This window comes from Ruegeria sp. CDSA021, from assembly GCF_059612325.1.
The window spans coordinates 98,729-119,553 of record NZ_JBXWQJ010000007.1 but is presented as its reverse complement, the minus strand read 5'-3'; the positions used below and the strand labels follow the sequence as shown (position 1 = coordinate 119,553).

Sequence of the window (20,825 nt, the reverse complement as noted above, 5' to 3'; positions counted from 1 at the left end):
TATCTTCAGATGGTCTGGTCGTAGTCGCCAACGCCGGGCTCGGTCCGGATGACGGCGTCGATATCGGCAAAGATCGCGCGCATCTCAGCCTCGCTTTCGCTGCTTTCACAGACAACCACCAGATTGGGGGTGTTGGACGAGGCCCGTACCAGCCCCCAACTGCCATTGTCCAGAATGACGCGTGCGCCGTTCACGGTGACAACCTCTTTGATCGAACGGCCTGCGAGGGACTCGCCCGCCTCACCTTTGGCAACCAGCTTGTCGACCAGACGCTTGAGGATATCGTATTTCTCGGTATCCGCGGCATAGGGTGACATGGTGGGGGTCGACCAGGTCTTGGGCAGCGCCTTGCGCAGGTCCGACATGCTCTGACCCGCGTTGCGGTCCATCAGTTTGCAGATCTCGACCGCCACGCGCATACCGCAGTCATATCCGCGCCCGACCGGCTCGGCCAAGAAATAGTGGCCTGACTTTTCGAACCCGGCCAGCGCGTCGATTTCCTTGACCCGCCGTTTCATGTGGCTGTGGCCAGTTTTCCAGTAATCCACCTTGACGCCCAAAGCCTGCAATTCTGGGTCGCTGGCAAACAAACCGGTGGATTTCACATCCGCGACAAAGGTCGATCCGGGGTACAGCTTGGCCAGATCGCGGGCCATGATCACGCCCACCTTGTCGGCGAAAATCTCTTCACCTTCGTCATCGACAACGCCGCAGCGGTCGCCGTCCCCGTCAAACCCCAGCGCCAAATCGGCGCCGCTGGATTTCACCGTGGCGGCCATGTCGTGCAACATCTCCAACGCTTCGGGGTTCGGGTTGTAATTGGGGAAGGTATAGTCCAGCCGATTGTGGCTGGGCACGACTTCGACCCCGATCCGCTCGAAAATCTCGGGCGCAAAGGCCGAGGCAGTACCATTGCCAGTGGCACAAACCACTTTCAGCGGGCGGGACATTTTGAAGTCGCCCACCAGGTCGTCGATATAGGCTTCCTTCACGCCTTCAACGAACTCATACGAGCCGCCCTCATGGGGCTGCCCTTCGCCGTTCAAAACGATGTCACGCAGTTCCGACATTTCGTCCGGGCCATGAGTCAAAGGACGGTCAAAGCCCATTTTTACACCGGTCCAGCCGTTGGGGTTGTGGCTGGCAGTGACCATGGCCACGGCGGGCACGTCCAGATGAAACTGCGCGAAATAGGCCATGGGGCTCAGCGCGGGGCCAATATCTTTCACGCGGATACCGGCCTGCATCAGACCAAGGATCAGCGCGTTTTTGATTGCCAGCGAGTAATCGCGATAGTCATTGCCAACGGCGATCACGGGCTCGATCCCTCGCCTGCGCATCTGGGTGCCCAGCCCCAGGCCCAGTGCGGTCATTCCGGGCAAGTTGATCTCTTCAGGGTACTTCCAGCGAGCGTCATATTCGCGAAACCCGGTGGGTTTGATCATCGCGTCGCGCAGAAAGCTCCAGGTGTTTGGGGTCACCTCGGGGAGGGGTTTGGTCATAACGGGTCTCAATCTTTAGATCTGAATAGGATTCGCTTTGGCCAGCGCATCAAAGCGCATCAATGTGTTAACGAGTTGGGGCATCTGGTCCAACGGGATCATGTTGGGACCGTCCGAAGGCGCGGTGTCAGGGTCCTGATGCGTTTCAATGAAAACAGCGCCAATACCCAGCGAAACGGCCGCTCGGGCCATAACAGGCGCAAACTCACGTTGTCCACCGGACGAGCCACCTTTGCCACCGGGTTGCTGTACCGAATGTGTTGCATCCATGACCACAGGATAGCCGGTCTTTGCCATCTGGGGCAGGCCACGCATGTCAGCCACCAAGGTGTTATACCCAAACGAGGTGCCGCGTTCGGTCAGCAGGATGTTCTGGTTTCCGGTGCTTTCGACCTTGTCGACAATATTCGTCATCTCCCAAGGAGCAAGAAACTGGCCTTTCTTGACGTTAACGGCCTTACCGCTTTCCCCCGCAGCCAGCAACATGTCGGTCTGACGGCACAGAAACGCTGGGATCTGCAGTACATCCACAGCCTCGGCCGCGATGGCGCATTGTGCCTCGGTGTGAACATCAGTGAGAACAGGGATGCCCATCGTCTTGCGGATATCATCCAGTACCTGCAACCCCGCGTCGATTCCCATGCCGCGCTTGCCAGACAGCGAGGTCCGGTTGGCCTTGTCATAAGACGCCTTGAACACATACTGCGCACCAGCCGCATCGCAGGCTTCTTTCATTTTTCCCGCAATCATTTGCGCATGGTCTGCCGTTTCCAGCTGACAAGGGCCGGCAATGATGGTCAGCGGAAGGTCGTTGCCGACTGTAAGGTCGGAGATTTTTACATGTTTCATGGTCTTATGAGGATACCTGTTCACGAAGGACCGACGCGGTAAGCGAGATCATGAGGTAGATACCAGCAAACAACAGGAATGCCAAAATCGTATTTTCGAACTTGCGCGGATAGCTGGGTTCCTGACTGGGAATAGGGTTCACCGAGACGGTCAGATATCGCACCTGCCGGTTCGCTTCAGATCGGGTGGCTTCCATTTGCTGCATTGCGGTTTGCAGCATCATGTCACGCGTCGTCAGATCAGCCTGAGCAATCTGTATTCGCACGCTCAAGCGGGCCAGCGAGTTTTCGCCGTCTGAGGCATCCTGCATTTCGGCATTCAGCTCCTCCAGCACTTTTTCCAGCCGGGCGATGTCGGCCTGAACACCATCAACTTTGGCTTTGTTCGGACGCAGATTGTCCAGCAGGGCCGCAAGCTCAAGCTCCTTGTCCTGAGCCAGCACCTCGATCTCGTTGATTCGGCTTCGCAAACTGGCGATCACGTTTTCCGGGTCCAGCACTGCGCCCTGAAGCTGAAGAGCAATCAGTTCTTCCTGCGCCTCTTTGCGTGCTTCCTGCGCGGCCTCAAAACTTTCCAATGCATCGCGCATCTGATCTTCGCGCTTCTTGCCGGACAGGGCATTCACCCGGTTCTCGGAGTAAGAGATCAAACGTTCCGAGAACTCGGTCGCGGTTTGCGCATCTGGGGCGGCGACCTCCATCCGGATGACCCCTTCTGTTGGATCATAGCCGATGGTGATCATACGTTTGAACAGCTTATAGGCGTCTTCCAGTGTTGCATCAGGTGCCAGTCTCTGGATCGGGTCGATCCAGTCCTGTTTGAAGACCTCTGAAAACCCGGCATCGCGGTCCAGCAGCAACAACGCTTCTTTCGATTCCAGGAAAGACTGAACCGAAATGGAATCCTGAGTGGTCGCAAATTGCGTCCCGGCCAGCAAGCCACCGACACTGCCCGGCCCGCCATCTGCCTGCAGGATCAAAAACTCAGAATCGCTGGCATACATCGGGGTGGCGATGCGGTAGAAATAGAACCCCACGACAAAGGTCGGCAGAAAGACAAAAACGGCCAGACGGGCAAACAAGGCAAACAGTTTGCGTTGGCGTCTGCGCGCAATGTCTTTCTGGATTTCCCCAATCTCTAGGTTGCGCCGTTCAGCGGGGCTGAGTTCGGGGCCCGGCAGATTGGTTTTCTTAGCACCCACGGCCTGCGGTAGTTTGATGCTGACCTTGTCGTTGGGGCCCTTGTCGTCGCTTTGAGGCGAGGGCTTGGCCGCAGCGATGTCCAGAAGATTTGTGCGCTGGAACGGGTCGATGCCTTTCTTGCGCAGCAGCCGTACGGCATCATAATCCGAGGTCGCAGCCAGCCCATGTTTCTGCGCCAGCCGTCGCGCGATGCGCAATTGCCGTCCTGTCAGGCCCTCGCGTTTGATGTCGTCCAGCTGCTTGCCGGGCTGCGCCTCATCCACGGGGGCTTGTCCCTGCGTTGCGTAGCGAATGCGCGAGATTGCATCGGCCCGCGCCTCGGCCGAACCCTCGGCCCGGTTGTTGCGGCGCCAGCTGTACTTTCTAACCTTGGGTTTCGTAGTCATATAGCTGCTTAGCCTCTTCCAAGGAGTCAAACATGTACAATTGCCCGTCCAGCAAAACGGCGGCTTGCTGAGCGAATTTCTCCAACACAGTCGGGCTGTGCGATACGATGACCAGCGTTGTGGTCCGCAATCTTTCTTTCAGGATTGATCCGGCCTTTTCGTTGAACTCGACATCCGTTGTCGCCGGCATCCCTTCGTCGATCAGATACATGTCGAAATCCAGCGCCAGCATCAAAGAAAATGTGAACCGCGATCGCATCCCCGAGGAATAGGTCGCAAGCGGCTGATCAAAATACTCGCCCAACCCGCAGAGCCATTTGCAATAGGCTTCGATATAATCCGGGTCCATTCCGTAGATCTTGGCGATGTAGCGCGCGTTCTCAAGCGCTGACAGTTTTCCCGACACGCCGCCGGTGAACCCCATCGGAAAAGACACACGACACTCGCGGCGGATCACGCCTTCGTCGGCTTTTTCCAGGCCGGCCATCATGTTGATAAGTGTGGTTTTTCCGGTGCCGTTGGGGGCCAGAACCCCCAGCGATGTACCCAGCTCGACCCGGAACGAGACCTGATCCAGAATCACCTTGCGGCGCGTTCCGGTCCAGAAGGACTTGCTGACATTGTCGAACTCTAACATTCGGGGCCTGCTGCTCGTGTTCCGTGGTGTTGCCGTTCTTTCAGACGGCCTGAAAGAGTTATTTTTACCGATCCATGTTGGCTACATTATGTCGAATTATGAAACAAATGATCAATGCGTTGCGGTAAAACCTGTGACAACCTGATTGGCGGTGTGACCGTTGGACCTTATGTTCCCCATTGTGACACTTGGGCCATAAGAGGTTTTGAAATCCGGTGAACAGTCTTGCCGACGAAATTCGCACCTGTCGCCTCTGTGCTGACAGGTTCGCGCAAACCGAAACGGCGCATGAACCACGCCCGGTCGTCTGGTTTCGTGCTGGCACGCCCATTTTGATCGCAGGGCAGGCTCCAGGCGCGCGGGTGCACGAGTCGGGGCGGCCCTTTACCGACCCGTCAGGCGACAGGCTTCGGCACTGGTTGGGGATTGATGACACGATCTTTTATGATCGCGACTGCGTGTCGATTGTACCCATGGCGTTCTGCTTTCCCGGATATGATGCCCGCAACGCTGACCATCCGCCGCCCGCCTTGTGCCGCAAGACCTGGCATGATCGCGTGATGCAGGATTTGGGTCAGGTGCCACTGACCGTGCTGGTCGGAGGTCACGCGCATAAATACCACCTTGGCGCGCGCGGTTCTGTAACGAACACCGTGCAAAGCTGGCAGGACCATGCGCCGCGGGTCTTTGCCTTGCCTCATCCGTCCTGGCGCAATACGGCATGGTTGAAGAAAAACCCGTGGTTCGAAGCTGAACTGCTGCCGGTTTTGCGTGCGCGGGTCCAAGAGGTGCTGAATGACTGAAACCACGGCGTTGGACACAGCGCATGCCGCGATGCAGGCGGATTCGCAGAGTGATGCTGCCCGGTTGCGTTTCTTCGAACGGCTTGCCGACAGCGAACTGTTTCTGATGCTGACCGAAGAAGCGCGGGGCGAGAATATCTCGCCCGAGCTGTTCGACGTGGCCGACGGGCGCTTTGTGCTGGTCTTCGACCGAGAGGAGCGACTGGCGCAGTTCGCAGGTCGGCCCGTGCCTTACGTCGCGCTTTCGGGGCGGGTTCTTTCAGGGATGCTGGCTGGGCAGGGGATCGGGCTGGGCCTGAACCTGGAAACGGCGCCATCTTCGATGCTGGTGCCAGCAGAGGCTTTGGGTTGGTTGGCCGAAACGCTGCAACACAGCCCGCAAGAGGTCGAGGAAAAGCTGGCTGAATTCATGCCACCCTCCGGCTTGCCCGATAGCTTGCTGACCGCTTTGGATGCCAAACTGGCAACTGCAGGCGGTTTGGCCCGCGCAGCCTATTTGGTTGCTACCAAGTCAGAGGCTGGCGCGCAGGGGCATTTGTTGGGATTTGTTGATGTGATTGACGGGGCCGAGGCCGCTCTGGCCAAGGCCGCGTCCGAGGCGCTTACCTTTTCCGGGATTGAAGCGGGCGCGATGGATGTTGGTTTCTTCACCGCCAATGAGACCGCCGCCGCGCTGCTGGCCAAGGTGGGTCTTCGGTTTGACCTGCCCAAGCCGCAAGCGGCTGAGCCGGTACGGGAAGTCCCCGGCAGCAACCCGGACAATCCGCCAATTCTGAAGTAACCGACAAAACGCAAACACGCGGCACAAGCTGCACCGCGTGTTGTTCGGCGAGGGCTGTGATTATTCTGCAGCCGCTTCCAATTTGTCCTGCGTGCGGGTTTCGAAATCGCTGGCGTCATGGCGCTCGTGAAGCTGCGTGTGCGGTTCGCCAAACGCGCGGTTGACCATACGACCACGCTGAACCGCTGGACGGGCGTCGATCTCCTTGGCCCAACGCATGACGTTCTTGTACGAATCAACGTCCAGGAACTCGGCAGCGCTGTAGAGGCGACCCAGAACCAACTGGCCATACCACGGCCAGATCGCCATATCGGCAATCGTATACTCGTCGCCTGCGATGAAGGTTTTATCCGCCAGTTCCTGATCCAGAACGTCCAGCTGTCTCTTGGCCTCCATCGCGAAGCGGTTGATCGGGTATTCCCATTTCTCGGGTGCATAGGCGTAGAAATGGCCGAACCCGCCGCCCAGGTAGGGCGCGCTGCCCATCTGCCAGAACACCCAGTTCATCACTTCGGTTCGCTCCGGACCGGATTCGGGCAGGAACGCGCCGAACTTTTCGGCCAGATGGAACAGGATCGAGGCGCTTTCAAAGACACGAACTGGTTCTTCACCCGACCGATCCAAAAGAGCGGGGATTTTTGAATTCGGGTTGGCACCAACAAAGCCCGAGCCAAACTGATCGCCCTCACCGATGTTGATCAGCCAGGCGTTGTATTCCGCTTCTTCATGGCCCAGCGCCAACAGCTCTTCCAGCATCACGGTGACTTTTACACCGTTGGGTGTTGCCAACGAATACAGCTGAAAGGGATGACGCCCGGTTGGCAGGTCCTTGTCATGGGTGGCCCCTGCAATTGGACGATTGATGTTGGCGAATTGTCCGCCACTTTCACTGTCCCAGGTCCAGACCGTTGGAGGGGTGTACGGGGATTGGTCGCTCATCTCTTGCCTTTCTTCCCTAATTTGCGGGGCCGTGCCCACGGCTGCCTTACAGCTAATGTTGCAGTCTGCAGAGTCCAACCCAGTCTATCCGGCTAATTTTGTAATAATCCACGAGCAATCTCTCACGTTTTCTCGTGCGGGGTCACAGCGCCGTTAGGTGGACTACGAACTGGGCGGGAATCGCATATTGTCGTCTCAGACCAGCCAATACGGCGTCACCGAGACAGTTGACACGAAAAGGATAGATCACATGAAACGCTTCGCAATGACCTTCGCCGCGGCCATGTTCTTGGCCATTCCGGCCTTTGCCGGCCCACAATATGTTGACGGCACTGGCTTTGCCGTCTCGGGCTATGACGTTGTCGCCTATCGCAATCTGGAACAGGTGCCTGTTGGCCAGTCGCAGCCGGAAGGCGTGCGGGGCAAAGCCGACATCACCGCGGAATACAACGGTTCAACCTGGGCTTTCGCGACCGAGGAAAACCGCGACAAATTCCTGGAAAACCCGGCCTATTACGCACCGCAATATGATGGGCACTGCGCTTATGGTGTGTCGCGCGGTGGTAAAGTTCCGGCAAACCCAAACCTGTGGCGGATTGTAGACGACAAGCTGTACCTGAACATCACCGATGTGGTTGTCGGTTTCTTCGAAGAAGACATCCCGGGCAACATCAATCTCGCTGAAGGCAACTGGCCGGGTATCGAGCCCACGGATGCCTCGACCAGCGTGATCCCGAAATTTACTTCGGATGGTCCGGTTTCCAACTGATCCGGTACTGAAAGATCTAAGCCCGGCTTGTTAAAGCCGGGCTTTTGCGGCTAGCCAGCAAGCCAGAACTGATCCCGAATATCCTGATCGGCGTCAAATCTGATCCGTACACTCTTGGCCCCGGGAAACTTGCGTTCACGGATGGTATCGGGAATAACCACTTCTCCGGCGCCGGTATCCTTGGACTTAAAGCTCAGAATCTCCGCCTCGGTATGCCGCGTACCGCTCAGGACCGTAGTGGGCAGGGCCACGCGATTTGCCCCGTGGTGGACCGGCGTGGTGACAAAATAGGTCAAATGCCGCCCGTAACAGCCCACTGCATCGGGAACATGATCCGAGACACGCTCTTCAGGTATGTCGCACGCATCTGCTGCGCTATGCATATGCGATAGTACCTGATCGGGACTTAGCATTGCCTTGCAGGCGGCGATATCTTCTTGCGGCAGCTCAATGATCCGCTTTTTCAAACGCGGGCGGCGTGGCTGGGGCGGACCAGCGTTGCAGCCGCCTTTTTTTACCGATCCCTCCTTGCGCAGGAAATCATAAGCGGCCTTTGCGCGGGAAAACCCTGAACTGTCACCATCCCTGTGATCGGGATGCGAATGAAAGGCAATCTGCCGCCAGGCCTCTCTGATTTCGCTGGAACTGGCAGACGGGGATAATCCCAAATCTGCAAGGGCATCGCTGCGTGCCCGCACTTTATCAACAGGTTCCATACTCAATACACTCGTTACAAACTACACGTCCTCAGTGTCGCCAAGGTCATAGTTTTGTCAAATTCCCCAGCCGGTTTGCGTGGGTGCTGACAACAATCGCAACGAGGAGATTCAATTGTCCCGTAAAGCTGTGAATTCGCGAATGCGAGTGTGAAACAGTTCACACAATATGGGGCGAAAATTGCCCCAGGTTGAACGTAACCTAAAAGAATCGTTTGGATTTTTTTGCGTCAGGCGACGTTTTCCAATTCAACACTCGGAGTGACGCCAAGCGCGAAACACACATCGCGTGTCAGTTCCGGGCGGTTCAAAGTGTAGAAATGCAGCTTGTCCACGCCGCCTTCGATCAGGTCTGAACACAGCTCCGTGCAGATCGCGGTTGCCAGCAGATCCTCGCGCTCGTCGCGCACTGCCTTTTCGAATGCCTGCTCGACCCACACAGGAATATGGGTACCGCAGCGCTTGGCGAAATTGCGAGCCCCCGCCCAGTTTTCGATCGGCAGGATGCCGGGCACAATTGGCTTGTCGATACCAGCCTTGGCACAGGCGTCACGGAAACGGAAGAAGGTGTCGGCTTCGAAGAAAAACTGCGTCAGAGCTTCATCCGCGCCCGCATCAAGCTTGGCTTTCAGCCAGTCGACATCAGCAGCCATATCTGCGGCTTCAGGATGCGTGTCGGGATAAGCGCCTACACGGATGCTGAACATCTCGGTTTCGGCCAAGGCTTCGATCAGCTCAACCGAATTGGCAAACCCGTCGGGGTGGGGCGCGAATGTGTCCTGACCCTTTGGCGGGTCACCGCGCAAGGCGACGATGTCCTGTACACCGGCGCGTGCGAATGTATCCGCTATCTCAAGCGTTTCCTGTCGCGAAGCATCGACACAAGTCAGATGTGCAGCCACGTTCAACCCCGACGACTTATGCAGGGTCGCAACTGCGTCGCGTGTCAGTTCGCGCGTTGTACCGCCAGCGCCATAGGTGACCGAGACAAAGCGAGGGTCCAGCGGGGCCAAGGTCTGAACCGTGTCCCAAAGACGGAATGAGGCTTCCAGGGTTTTGGGTGGAAAGAACTCGAATGAAATTTCAGGTTTGGACATTGCAGCCTCGCTGGATCATCTGAGCCACTTGTGCCATGTCAGGCAATGTGAGACAAACTCATATTATTCAACAACAACATGAATGGTGTTCCAAATGCACATTGAATTCCGGCATCTGCGCACCATCAAGGCGATCCATGAATGCGGTGGACTGGCGCGTGCTGCGGACCAGTTGAATATCACCCAGTCCGCATTAAGCCATCAGATCAAGGGTTTGGAGGATCAGGCCGGGGTCGAGCTGTTTCTGCGCCGTTCCAAACCCATGAAACTGTCAGCCGCAGGGTTTCGATTGCTTCGATTGGCGGAACAGATCCTGCCGCAGGTCGAGGCCGCTCAACACGAATTTTCATCGCTGCGGGACGGGCGCACGGGGCGGATGCATATTGCGATCGAATGCCACGCCTGTTTCGAATGGTTGTTTCCCGTGCTCGAGTCCTTCAGAAAATCCTGGGGTGACGTCGATGTGGATATCCGCCCCGGCCTGGCCTTCGACGCCCTACCGGCCTTGCAAAAGGAAGAGGTTGATCTGGTGGTCTCGTCCGACCCCGAAGACCTGCCGGGTGTCGAATTTGTTGAGCTGTTCGACTATAACGCTGTCTTTGTGGCGGCCTCGACCCATCCGCTGGCCAAGAATGACTTTATCGAGGCCGAGGATTTTCGGGGTCAAACCCTGATCACCTATCCGGTAGAGCGCACGCGTCTGGATGTGTTCAGCCAGTTGCTGATCCCCGCACGGGTTGAGCCTGCCACGATCCGGCAAGTGGAACTGACCGCAGTAATATTGCTGCTGGTGGCGTCAAACCGTGGTATCTCGGTCTTGCCGGATTGGGTCGTGCGCGAGGTCAAATACAACTCGGACTACGTCACCCGACCCCTGACGAAAGAGGGCATCACACGGCGCCTGTACGCTGCAGTCCGGTCTGAGGATCTGGAGAAACCCTATGTGCAGGAACTGGTGAAACTGGCTCGGGACGAAGCGCGCACACTGCAATCCCAGTAACGGCGTTTGCGGCGGGTCCGTTATGCGTATCATTCCTCTTGGCAAGGACGCATTGCGGCAGTATACGCGCGGTTTGACCGGACAGGAGCCCTTTGACAATGGTTGGCAGTGCAAATCTCAACATCATGATCAAGGCCGCGCGCAAAGCGGGGCGTTCATTGGTCAAGGATTTCCGTGAAGTCGAGAATTTGCAGGTGTCGATGAAAGGCGCGGGCGACTTTGTCTCGAAAGCCGATATCGCCGCCGAAGCCATTCTGAAGGAAGAACTGCTGGGCGCGCGCCCGACCTATGGCTGGCTGGCCGAAGAAGGCGGCACGATTGACGGCGAAGACCCGACCCGCCGCTGGATTGTCGACCCGCTGGATGGTACCACCAATTTTCTGCATGGCCTGCCGCACTGGGCAATCTCCATCGCGCTGGAACATAAGGGCAAGATCGTTGCCGGTGTGATCTATGACGCTGCCAAGGACGAGATGTTCTTTGCCGAAAAAGGCGAAGGCGCATGGATGAACGATATGCGTATTCGCGTGTCAGGCCGTCACCGTATGATTGAATCGATCTTTGCGACTGGTCTGCCTTTTGGTGGGCGTTCGGACCTGCCCGCAACTCTGCAGGATCTGGCGCGTTTGATGCCTGCCTGCGCCGGTGTGCGCCGTTGGGGTGCTGCAGCGCTGGACATGGCGTATGTCGCCGCAGGCCGTTACGAAGGCTTCTGGGAACGTCGCCTCAACGCATGGGATCTGGCGGCCGGTATTATCATCGTCAAAGAAGCAGGCGGATTCGTGCAGGCACTGAACCCTGAAGGCAGTGTGCTGGAGGACGGTGAAGTGATCTGTTCGAACGAACCGATCTTTGATCAGTTCGCCAGGGTGATCCGGGCCTGACCCCCTTTTAACTTATCGACGCGGAACACGCGGTATGCGTGACTGTGACAGCTTGTACTTTGCTTCGGGGTGGGGCGGATGCCCATGGTTGCGGTCCCAGAACTGCACCCCTCCGCGCCGCAGCCATAGCGGTATGCACAGGATCAAGCCCATGGCAAACCCTCCGGTATGGGCCCAATAGGCGATGCCGCCTTCGTCCGGGTTGCTGGTGACGCTGCCAAAGAACTGTATTGCCAGCCAGACCCCCAGCATGATGAAAGCCGGAATGGTGAAGACCCTGAAATAGACGATCAGGATCAGCAGAATATCCACCCGTGCTTTTGGGAACAGCAGCAGATAGCCGCCCATCACGCCCGCAATCGCGCCCGAGGCCCCAACGGTCGGGACCTGAGAGGCCGGCCCGGTGATGATGTGAATGAGGCCCGCACCGATCCCGGCTGCCAGATAGAACAGCAGGAAGGGCAGGTGGCCCATCTCGTCTTCCAGATTGTCGCCGAAGATCCATAGAAACAGCATATTCCCGGCCAGATGCATCCAGCCGCCGTGCAGGAACATGGACGTCACCAAGGTTTCCAGTCCAAACCCGTCGCTGACCCGCGCCGGGATGATGGCGTAGTCGAAAAACAGCCTGCTGATCCTTGGCCCATCGTCCATGATACCAACATAGCTGAGGAAGATCAGGATGTTGGCGGCCAGCAGCGCGTAGACAACATAAGGCGTGCGCCCCGAAGGGTTATGGTCTCGGATCGGAAACATGGTGTGACGCTGGGCTTTTGCGCGCCCGGCGTCAAGGCAAGCTTATGCCGCACCTCCCAACAATGCAGCGTTTCCGCCCGCAGCGGTCGTGTCGACACAGACATGACGTTCGCCCAGAACGCGGGCGCGGTCGGGTTTGCCCGGGATCAGGGGCAGAATCGGGCCGTCGCGGCGCGCCAGATGCTGCTCGATCTGCCGGGCAGTTTGGTCGTCTCCCCACCACAAAACGCCTGAGATACCGGTCAGGTTTTCCAACCGGTGCAGGTCAAGCATACCGGTCGCCTGAATGGCGATGCCACCCAGCGCCTGAACGGCTTCAGCCTGCGCCTGTGCTGCGATCTCTCCGGGCCCCATACACAGAAGTGGCGGGCGGGGGTATTCGCTCAAGCGGTTCGATTCTCCTGTCGGACCGGGCAATGACTGGGTTTTGACCGGCGCTGGTTGCCCTTGTGGTGCGGGCAGGTCAGCCACAGCGCCCCAAGTATCCGCCGTACTTTGACGGTCCGGCGCGCAGAACCGGGCCATGTAGTTCGGCCCACCCGCTTTGGGGCCGGTGCCCGACAACCCTTCACCACCAAAGGGTTGAGAGCCGACGATAGCGCCGATCTGGTTGCGGTTTACATAGATGTTGCCCGCATGGATCGCCTCGGTCACTTGCTGCACCCGATCGTCGATGCGTGTGTGCAGGCCGAAGGTCAGACCGTATCCAGTGGCGTTGATATCAGCGATGACCTTGTCGATCTCCTGCGCCTTGAACCGGGCCACGTGCAGTACGGGGCCGAAGATCTCGCGCTCCAGTGCGGCAATGCCAGAAACCTCGATCAGAGTGGGCGCTACAAAGATCCCTTCGGGCGGCAGCGGCAGCTCTTTCAGAACCCGTCCTTCGCCGCGCGCCTTGGCCACATGGTTTGCGATGCCTTGGCGGGCCTGCTCGTCGATCACCGGGCCGCAATCGGTTGAGATCAGCCAGGGGTCTCCGATGCTCAGCGCGTCCATCGCCCCTTTGAGCATGGTCAGAACATCGTCGGCGATATCCTCCTGCAGGTACAGGCACCGCAGGGCTGAGCATCGCTGGCCCGCCGATTGGAAGGCACTTTCAATGACCGACTGTACCGCCTGTTCAGGCAAGGCCGTGCTGTCGACGATCATGGCGTTCAGACCTCCGGTTTCTGCGATCAGAGGTGTTCCGGGACGCATAGACCCAGCCATCGCCGAACGGATCTTGAGCGCAGTGGCTGTCGACCCAGTAAAAGCCACACCCGAGACGCGCTCATCCGACGTCAGAGCTGCGCCCACGGCAGGCCCACCCGGCAGCAGTTGCAGCGCATCGCGCGGTACACCTGCCTCATGCATCAGCTGAATTGCGCGATGCGCAATCAAAGGCGTCTGAGGCGCAGGCTTGGCCAGAACCGCGTTTCCAGTGGCCAGTGCGGCCGAAATTTGCCCCGAGAAAATCGCCAGAGGGAAGTTCCAAGGGCTGATACAGGTGAAAATTCCGGCAGATTTGGCCGCAGGAATGTTGGCCGCGTAATAGCGCAGGAAATCTACTGCTTCGCGCAGTTCGGAAACCGCATCCGGCAGCGTTTTCCCGGCCTCGCGTGCCAGAAGGGCAAACAGCTCGCCATAATGCGCTTCATATAGATCGGCGGCGGCGTTCAGAACGCGCGCACGCTCAGCAGCGGGTGCGTCCCAGGGGTTGGCCGAGGCCAGGGCAAGCTCTGCATCTGCCGCGCTGGCCGACGCAACGGCACCGGGCCTGTCCTGCGGGTTGGCCGGATTTGCGACAGGTTCTTCGGCTTCGGGTTTGGCCTTGTCAGCCAATAGGGGTTGAGCAAACCAATGCTGCGCTCGGAACCCATCCCGCGCCGCCTCGATCTGATCCAGAGTGGGCGTGTGGTGCAGATCGAACCCTTTGGAATTGGTACGTTCGGGTTGAAATAGCTCGGGCCCTGTCGGCAGCCCGGGTGGAGGTGTTTGCACAGTGACAAACGGATCGGCTGCAACCTCTTCCGGGGGCACGTTTTCATCGACGATCTGGTTGACGAAGGACGAATTCGCCCCGTTTTCCAGAAGGCGTCGCACCAGATAGGCCAGTAGATCGCGATGCGCCCCAACCGGTGCGTAGATTCGGCAGCGGGTATTTTGTTTGTCCATCACGATCTGATGCAAGGTCTCGCCCATGCCATGCAGACGCTGGAACTCGTAGGGCTGATCCTCGGCCATATGCAGGATGGCACTGACCGTGTGGGCGTTATGGGTGGCAAATTGCGGATATATCCGGTCCGTCATGTTCAGCAACTTGCGTGCATTGGCGATGTACGAGACATCGGTCGCTGCTTTGTGGGTGAAGACCGGAAACCCATCCACCCCCTCGACTTGCGCGCGTTTGATCTCGGTGTCCCAATAGGCACCCTTGACCAGTCGCACCATCAGCTTGCGATCGTGACGTTCGGCCATGCCATACAGCGTATCCAGAACCAGCCCGGCGCGCGGGCCGTAAGCCTGAACCACGATACCGAATCCGTGCCATCCGGCGAGGGCCGGATCAGACATCACCGCCTCGATCACCTGTAGCGACAGCGACAGGCGATCTGCTTCTTCGGCGTCGACATTCAGGCCCATTCCGGCGGCCTTGGCCAGCAACGCCAACGCACGCAGCCGTGGAACCAATTCGTCCATGACCCGCTGTTCCTGGGCCAGTTCATAGCGAGGATGCAGGGCCGACAGTTTTACCGAGATACCGGGATTGGCGCGGATATCGTCATGGGTGCTGGCCTCGGCAATGGCCGAAATGGCGCGCGAATAGGACAGGTGGTAACGCGCGGCATCTGCGTCTGTCCGGGCCGCTTCGCCCAGCATGTCGTAGGAATAGGTATAGCCCTTTTCCTCCATCCCGCGGGCACGCTCCATAGCGGAGTGAATGGTTTCACCCAGAACGAATTGCCGCCCCATCTCTTTCATCGCGCGGGCTACGGCGGTGCGGATCACCGGCTCGCCCAGCCGTTTGATGGCCCCGCGCAACGCTCCGACCGGAGACGCCTTGCCCTCGTCCAGTACTTTACCGGTCAGCATCAGCGCCCAAGTGGACGCGTTCACAAGGGATGACGAAGATTGCCTCAAGTGCTTGCCCCAGTCTGAAGGTGCGATCTTATCTTCGATCAACGCGTCGATTGTGTCGGCATCCGGCACCCGCAGCAGCGCTTCGGCCAGACACATCAGGGCGATGCCTTCGTCGGTGGACAGGCCGTATTCGGCCAGAAACACCTCCATCAACCCTGGTGAGGTGCTGGAACGGATGTCGCGCACCAGCTGCGCTGCCGCAGAGCTGATGGCGCTGCGATCTGCATCCGTCAGGTTCGCCTGAGTGATCAGGGTGTCAAGGACAGCCGATTGATCGGCATAAGTTGGGGTATCGATGAGTGTGCGCAGGCTGTGTGACATGGGTCCTCCGGTCTTTGTGGTAATATAGGGGCGAAAAATCGGGACAACGGACCAAGTTTTGTATAATGGAAGGTCATTGTTCTCAAATTTCCGTATGGAGCGACGCAAATGAACTTTCCTGATCTGGATCGGTTCGATCGGTCGATTCTGAGGATTCTGGCCGAAGATGGCCGTATCTCGGTCGCAGATCTTGCCCGCGAGATTGGTTTGTCGAAATCTCCGACGCAAGCACGGCTGAAGCGTTTAGAGGCAAATGGTGTGATCAAAGGCTATCGGGCGATGCTGGACCCGATCCGTTTGGGTTTGGACCATGTGGCTTTTGTCGAGGTCCGTCTGACCGACACCCGTGAAAAAGCCTTGGCCGAGTTCAATGCCGCCGTGTGCAAGATCGCTGAGGTGGAACAGGCACATATGATCGCTTCGAACTTTGACTATCTTCTGAAGGTGCGCACCGCCACCATGTCGGAATATCGCCGCGTTCTGGCTGAAAAGGTCTCTGCGATGCCGCATGTGGCCAGCACGTCCACCTTTGTGGCGATGGAGGCGGTGAAAGAAACGGGGATGGTCGGGACCATAACTGAAGCCGGGTGAGGGGTTTGAACCTGACTTGAAGATGTCAGGGTGTGGCTGCCCAACTGGCAAAATTAGCGCGCAATTGATAACCGACCAGTAACGGCATTGGACGGTACAGTTCTGCCTTTTTGTCTTTTACCGAGACAAAATCCGACGCTTTTCGGCCATGGCTTCGCGGCGGCGTTGCTCGATCCCGAGTCTGAATGATTCCTCGACAAAATCGATATGGTCGGTGGCTGCTTTTTCGGCGCGCGCTTCGTCGCCGTCGATCACGGCGCGACCCAATTCAAGATGCTGTTGCAACAGCTTTTCCCCGGTACCGTCAATCGTGCGCAAAAAATCGCGATTGTAGAACACTCCCTTGCGGGTCAATTCGTAGATCGACGCCATCATATGTATCAGTGTTGCGTTCTGGCTGGCATCGACGATCGCAGAATGCAGCGCAAAGTCTGCCTCTTGCGAGGCCCTGGCGTCTTGCTCCTGCCACGCACGCTCGTTTTCGTCGAGGATTTCCGAGATTCTCTCTTTATCGGCCTTGGTGGCGCGATGCGCGGCAAGGCGGGCTGCAAACCCTTCCTGTTCGCGGCGATATTCCAGGTAATCGAAAAAAGCAGGCTCGTGGCGTTCATATAGCGCAAGAAGCGCTGGCATCATGGCCTGTCCGGTCAGGGCCGCGACGAATGTGCCTTCGCCATGTTGTGTTGTGACCAGACCGCGTTCTTCCAGAACCTGAAGGGCTTCACGCAGCTTTGGGCGCGATACGCGCAACATCTCGGCCAGGTCGCGTTCTGAGGGCAGTTTCCGACCCTGTTTCAGGATGCCTGAAGCGATCAGGTCTTCAACTTGCGCAACCACCGCTTCGGACAGCGATTCGTGTCCAACAGGTTCAAATATCGCCGTGGTGCTCATGATCTGATGCCCTGTGTGATGCTCGAAGCTCAATTTAACTGGTAAACAAACATAACCATTTTGGTCGTAAATTCAAGCTTCGGAACATGCGCTCGCAGAACTCCTCAGGTATCTGGTTGTGAACAAAAATTATGCGACACGCTGCCTAAATATCCGGATTTTGTCGATCGCAGTTCCTTCAAACAAGCTCCCTACTTTCATCCGTGGCTGTCTCCAGTGGTAAAGAAAGTTGTTGACTGGAAATTAATGGTAAAGTTAATTTACCACCGGAGCGGCGCTGGAAGATCCTGCGCCAATGATCGGGGCAAAGTCCCGACCTACCCTGGAGGAGATTTCATGAAGAAGACCCTGACGAGCTTGGCCGTGGCCGCCAGCTTTCTGGCTGCACCTGCGGTTGCCGCTGACAAACTGCTGCTGAAAACACCGATTGCCTTTTCGACCGAACTGCCGGGCCTGGGTTCGCCGATCCCACGCGTGGCTGATCAGTTGGAACTGATGTCGGGCGGTACACTCAAGATGAAAGTGTACGAGCCGGGCAAACTGGTTCCGCCGTTCGAGATATTGGACGCAGTGTCCACCGGCAAGATCAACTCAGGCTACACCACCGCAGGCTATTGGGCGGGTAAAATCCCGGCTGCACCTCTGTTTTCGGCCGTGCCCTTTGGCCCCGAGGCGGGTGAATACATGGCGTGGCTCTACTATGGCAACGGCATGACCCTGTATCAGGAAATGTATGATCAGGCCGGTTTCAACGTCAAAGTTCTGCCTTGCGCCATCATCGCACCGGAAACCTCGGGCTGGTTCGCGTCCGAGATCAACTCGCCCGAAGACCTGAACGGCCTGAAAATGCGCTTCTTCGGTCTGGGCGGTAAAGTGATGCAGAAACTGGGCGTGGCGACTTCTCTGCTGCCGGGTGGCGAGATTTTCCCTGCGCTGGAAAAAGGCGCGATCGACGCGACCGAATTCTCGATGCCCGCTATCGACGCGCGTCTGGGCTTCCACAAGCTGGTCAAGTTCAACTACTTCCCTGGCTGGCACCAGCAGGCGACCGTTTTCGAGCTGCTGATCAACAAGGATGTCTGGAACGAAACCAGCGATCAGCACAAAGCGATCATCGAAACTGCCTGTAAGGCATCGATGGCAGACAGCTTTGCCGAAGGTGAAGCGATTCAGCACGCGGCCTTGATCGACAATGTTGAAAACAACGGTGTCACCATCAAACAGTGGTCGCCCGAAATGCTGGATACTTTCCGCGCGACCTGGGACGAGGTCGCTGCTGAAGAAGCCGCAAACGATGCCTTCTTTGCGCAAGTTCTGGCAGATATGAACGAGTTCCGTGACGGTTACAGTCTCTGGAAGACCAACGCCTTCCTCCCTCGTCAGTAAGCTCTTTCTCACTGACGATACCGGGGCGGCCCAATCCGCCGCTCCGGTTCTTATTTCTGAACTTCGGACTTTCTAACCTTTCACTGCCCGCGCTCCGGGCTGCTGAGCGAGGAATGACCATGGCCACCCAAAACAACCTCAACGATCCGGTCGAAGCCTATGAGGGCATCCTGGAACACCCGGAAACCGACCGCCAGAAAATCGCCGTTGCAATCGACACCGGGGTCAAGACGGTAGGTCATGTGGTCATGTGGGCGAACATCCTGCTGATGGCTGCGATCTTCAGCCAGGTTTCGCTACGCTACCTGTTCAGCCAGAACTATCCCAAGCTGGACGAGATTCAGTGGCATTTCTACGGCATCGTCACGATGATCGGCATTTCCTATGCCTTGATCACTGACAGCCATGTCCGCGTGGACGTCCTGCATATGCAGTTGTCGCGCCGCGCGCAGCGGATCATCGAGGTGATCGGCATTCTGACCCTGCTGACCCCATTCATCTATCTGATGATCGATCAAGGCTACGACTATTTTTACGAAAGTTTCCGCGTCAACGAACGTTCTGATAGCCCCACCGGCCTGCCTGCGCGCTGGGCCTTCAAGGCGGTCATTCCGATCAGTTTCATTCTTCTGGCGCTGGCCGCGCTGGCGCGGTTGATCCACGACGGCCATGCTCTGCTCTACGGACCGGCCTCGGAACGTGAAGGCGCACCGCTGCGCCGTGTCCTGCTGGTGTTGGCCGTGTTTGCTGCGGTTTGTGTTGGCCTGACCTTCCTTGTCGAAACGACCGAGGAAAAGCTGGTCATCGCAATGTTCCTGACCTTCATCGCGCTGCTCTTCACCGGATACCCGGTGGCCTGGGTGCTGGCCGGTGTCGGTGTCGCGTATTGCGGTCTTGCCTATCTGTTCGACAATGATCTGATGCTTTGGACGGGGCTTGAAAGCACCTTTACCGGGCTTGATTACCTGACGCTGGGCGCGGTTGTGAACCGGGTCTATGCGACCATGTCGAACGCGGTTCTTGTGGCCTTGCCAATGTTCATCTTCATGGGGCTGATGCTGGACGAATCCGGTGTGGCCGAGCGTTTGATGTCCTCGATGCAGCGCCTGTTCGGTACGGTGCGCGGTGGTCTGGCGATCACGGTGACTCTGATCGGTATCATTCTGGCGGCCTCTACAGGCATCATCGGTGCATCCGTCGTGCTGTTGGGTGTGCTGTCACTGCCCACGATGATGCAGCAGAAGTATCAGCCGACGCTGGCTGCGGGTGTGGTTTCTGCCTCGGGGACGCTGGGCATCCTGATCCCGCCCTCAATCATGCTGGTGATCATGGCTGACCAGATGGCCCTGTCGGTGGGCGACCTGTTCATGGCCGCTGTCTTCCCCGGTGTCATCATCGGTGGCCTGTACCTGACCTATATCTTCATTCTCGCGCTAGTGAAACGTGACGCGGCCCCGGTTCCTGAAGGTGCGAAAGCTCCCGACTGGGCTGCAGTAAAGGACGTTTTGATTGCCGTTATTCCGACGCTGATGCTGATCCTTGCCGTGCTGGGGTCGATCTTCGCCGGTCTGACCACACCGACCGAAGCCTCAGGCATTGGTGCGCTGGGGGCGACGCTGCTGGCGCTAGGATACCGTAAGCTGACCTTTGCAAAGCTGTGGAACGTGCTGGTGTCGACCTTCAACACCACCGCCTACATCTTTGCGATCTTCCTTGGCGCAACCGTCTTTTCTTACGTCCTGCGCGAACTTGGCGGAGACGAACTGATCGAGCATGTGGTGCAATCCACCGGGTTCGGGGCCAACGGCACGATCCTGTTCATCCTGTTCATCGTCTTCCTGCTGGGCTTTGTGCTGGATTGGATCGAGATCACGCTGATCGTTCTGCCCCTGATGCGCCCGATCGTAAACGGGCTGGGCATCGACATCCCCGGATTTGGCGTTCTGGATGAGCCAGCACTGGTGTGGTTCGTGATCCTGGTTGCTGTGACGCTGCAAACCAGCTTCCTGACGCCGCCTGTGGGCTTTGCATTGTTCTATCTCAAAGGTGTCTGCCCGCCAGAGATTAAACTGACGCATATCTACAAGGGCATTATCCCCTTTGTCCTGCTGCAATTGACCGGCCTGGCGCTGGTTTTCCTGTGGCCGACCCTCGCCACCTGGCTTCCGTCGGTCGCCTACTAAGGAGTTCATCCG

18 protein-coding genes are annotated in these 20,825 nt (G+C 57.8%); 8 read left to right on the top strand and 10 right to left on the bottom strand.

Annotated features, from left to right (window positions below; translation table 11 throughout):
* Positions 1–5: 5 nt before the first annotated feature.
* The 4 genes from AC2FLD_RS11395 to AC2FLD_RS11380 are packed head-to-tail and all read right to left on the bottom strand — an operon-like array spanning position 6 to position 4,576.
* The gene (locus tag AC2FLD_RS11395; RefSeq protein WP_496669499.1) at positions 6–1,502 is read right to left on the bottom strand and encodes a phosphomannomutase/phosphoglucomutase; all 1,497 of its coding nucleotides are present in this window, start codon (positions 1,500–1,502) and stop codon (positions 6–8) included.
* A 15-nt stretch (positions 1,503–1,517) separates the two neighbouring features.
* Positions 1,518–2,351 carry a 3-deoxy-8-phosphooctulonate synthase gene (gene kdsA / locus AC2FLD_RS11390; RefSeq protein WP_496669501.1) on the bottom strand — a complete coding sequence of 278 codons (834 nt, stop codon included), beginning with the start codon at positions 2,349–2,351 and terminating at the stop codon, positions 1,518–1,520.
* 4 nt (positions 2,352–2,355) lie between these two features.
* On the bottom strand, positions 2,356–3,939 hold the full coding sequence (locus tag AC2FLD_RS11385; protein WP_496669503.1) for a KpsE/RkpR family capsule polysaccharide export protein: 1,584 nt from the start codon (positions 3,937–3,939) through the stop codon (positions 2,356–2,358).
* Positions 3,917–4,576, bottom strand: a complete 660-nt coding sequence (locus AC2FLD_RS11380) for an ABC transporter ATP-binding protein (RefSeq protein ID WP_050604764.1) — start codon at positions 4,574–4,576, stop codon at positions 3,917–3,919. Before AC2FLD_RS11380 ends, AC2FLD_RS11385 begins: the two co-directional genes overlap by 23 nt.
* A gap of 215 nt (positions 4,577–4,791) precedes the next feature.
* On the opposite strand from AC2FLD_RS11380, the gene AC2FLD_RS11375 reads away from it, so the two are divergent.
* On the top strand, positions 4,792–5,379 hold the full coding sequence (locus AC2FLD_RS11375) for a uracil-DNA glycosylase family protein (protein WP_496669505.1): 588 nt from the start codon (positions 4,792–4,794) through the stop codon (positions 5,377–5,379).
* Positions 5,372–6,160 (top strand): SseB family protein, encoded by a 789-nt coding sequence (locus AC2FLD_RS11370; protein ID WP_496669507.1) that lies wholly within the window; start codon positions 5,372–5,374, stop codon positions 6,158–6,160. Before AC2FLD_RS11375 ends, AC2FLD_RS11370 begins: the two co-directional genes overlap by 8 nt.
* Positions 6,161–6,220: 60 nt before the next feature.
* Here the strand turns inward: AC2FLD_RS11370 and yghU are convergent, their stop codons facing one another.
* Complete coding sequence (yghU, locus tag AC2FLD_RS11365; RefSeq protein WP_496669509.1) at positions 6,221–7,099, bottom strand: glutathione-dependent disulfide-bond oxidoreductase; 879 nt, start codon at positions 7,097–7,099, stop codon at positions 6,221–6,223.
* Between the two features lie 250 nt (positions 7,100–7,349).
* Here yghU and AC2FLD_RS11360 point away from each other — a divergent pair, with 250 nt between their 5' ends.
* Positions 7,350–7,868 (top strand): YHS domain-containing (seleno)protein, encoded by a 519-nt coding sequence (locus tag AC2FLD_RS11360; RefSeq protein ID WP_496669510.1) that lies wholly within the window; start codon positions 7,350–7,352, stop codon positions 7,866–7,868.
* Between the two features lie 50 nt (positions 7,869–7,918).
* Here AC2FLD_RS11360 and AC2FLD_RS11355 read toward each other — a convergent pair whose 3' ends face one another.
* Complete coding sequence (locus AC2FLD_RS11355) at positions 7,919–8,584, bottom strand: J domain-containing protein (RefSeq protein ID WP_496669512.1); 666 nt, start codon at positions 8,582–8,584, stop codon at positions 7,919–7,921.
* Between the two features lie 230 nt (positions 8,585–8,814).
* A complete protein-coding gene (gene metF, locus AC2FLD_RS11350; RefSeq protein WP_496669514.1) occupies positions 8,815–9,681 on the bottom strand; it encodes a methylenetetrahydrofolate reductase [NAD(P)H] in 867 nt (288 codons plus the stop codon).
* A 94-nt stretch (positions 9,682–9,775) separates the two neighbouring features.
* On the opposite strand from metF, the gene AC2FLD_RS11345 reads away from it, so the two are divergent.
* Together AC2FLD_RS11345 and AC2FLD_RS11340 are read left to right on the top strand one after the other, a co-directional pair.
* On the top strand, positions 9,776–10,681 hold the full coding sequence (locus AC2FLD_RS11345) for a LysR family transcriptional regulator (protein WP_496669515.1): 906 nt from the start codon (positions 9,776–9,778) through the stop codon (positions 10,679–10,681).
* A gap of 98 nt (positions 10,682–10,779) precedes the next feature.
* Positions 10,780–11,565 (top strand): inositol monophosphatase family protein, encoded by a 786-nt coding sequence (locus tag AC2FLD_RS11340; protein ID WP_496669516.1) that lies wholly within the window; start codon positions 10,780–10,782, stop codon positions 11,563–11,565.
* Positions 11,566–11,577: 12 nt separating this feature from the next.
* Here AC2FLD_RS11340 and AC2FLD_RS11335 read toward each other — a convergent pair whose 3' ends face one another.
* Both AC2FLD_RS11335 and putA read right to left on the bottom strand, forming a co-directional pair.
* Positions 11,578–12,321, bottom strand: coding sequence for a rhomboid family intramembrane serine protease (locus tag AC2FLD_RS11335; RefSeq protein WP_496669517.1), 744 nt, complete (start codon positions 12,319–12,321; stop codon positions 11,578–11,580).
* Between the two features lie 42 nt (positions 12,322–12,363).
* On the bottom strand, positions 12,364–15,762 hold the full coding sequence (gene putA, locus AC2FLD_RS11330; protein WP_496669519.1) for a bifunctional proline dehydrogenase/L-glutamate gamma-semialdehyde dehydrogenase PutA: 3,399 nt from the start codon (positions 15,760–15,762) through the stop codon (positions 12,364–12,366).
* 108 nt (positions 15,763–15,870) lie between these two features.
* Here putA and AC2FLD_RS11325 point away from each other — a divergent pair, with 108 nt between their 5' ends.
* Entirely contained in the window at positions 15,871–16,353 is a 483-nt protein-coding gene (locus AC2FLD_RS11325; RefSeq protein ID WP_050604754.1) for an Lrp/AsnC family transcriptional regulator, read from the top strand.
* A 117-nt stretch (positions 16,354–16,470) separates the two neighbouring features.
* On the opposite strand, the gene AC2FLD_RS11320 is transcribed toward AC2FLD_RS11325, so the two are convergent.
* Positions 16,471–17,244 carry a FadR/GntR family transcriptional regulator gene (locus AC2FLD_RS11320; protein WP_172677897.1) on the bottom strand — a complete coding sequence of 258 codons (774 nt, stop codon included), beginning with the start codon at positions 17,242–17,244 and terminating at the stop codon, positions 16,471–16,473.
* Positions 17,245–17,580: 336 nt separating this feature from the next.
* On the opposite strand from AC2FLD_RS11320, the gene AC2FLD_RS11315 reads away from it, so the two are divergent.
* Positions 17,581–18,630, top strand: a complete 1,050-nt coding sequence (locus AC2FLD_RS11315) for a TRAP transporter substrate-binding protein (protein WP_496669520.1) — start codon at positions 17,581–17,583, stop codon at positions 18,628–18,630.
* Between the two features lie 119 nt (positions 18,631–18,749).
* On the top strand, positions 18,750–20,813 hold the full coding sequence (locus AC2FLD_RS11310; RefSeq protein WP_496669521.1) for a TRAP transporter large permease subunit: 2,064 nt from the start codon (positions 18,750–18,752) through the stop codon (positions 20,811–20,813).
* The last annotated feature ends 12 nt before the right edge of the window (positions 20,814–20,825 follow it).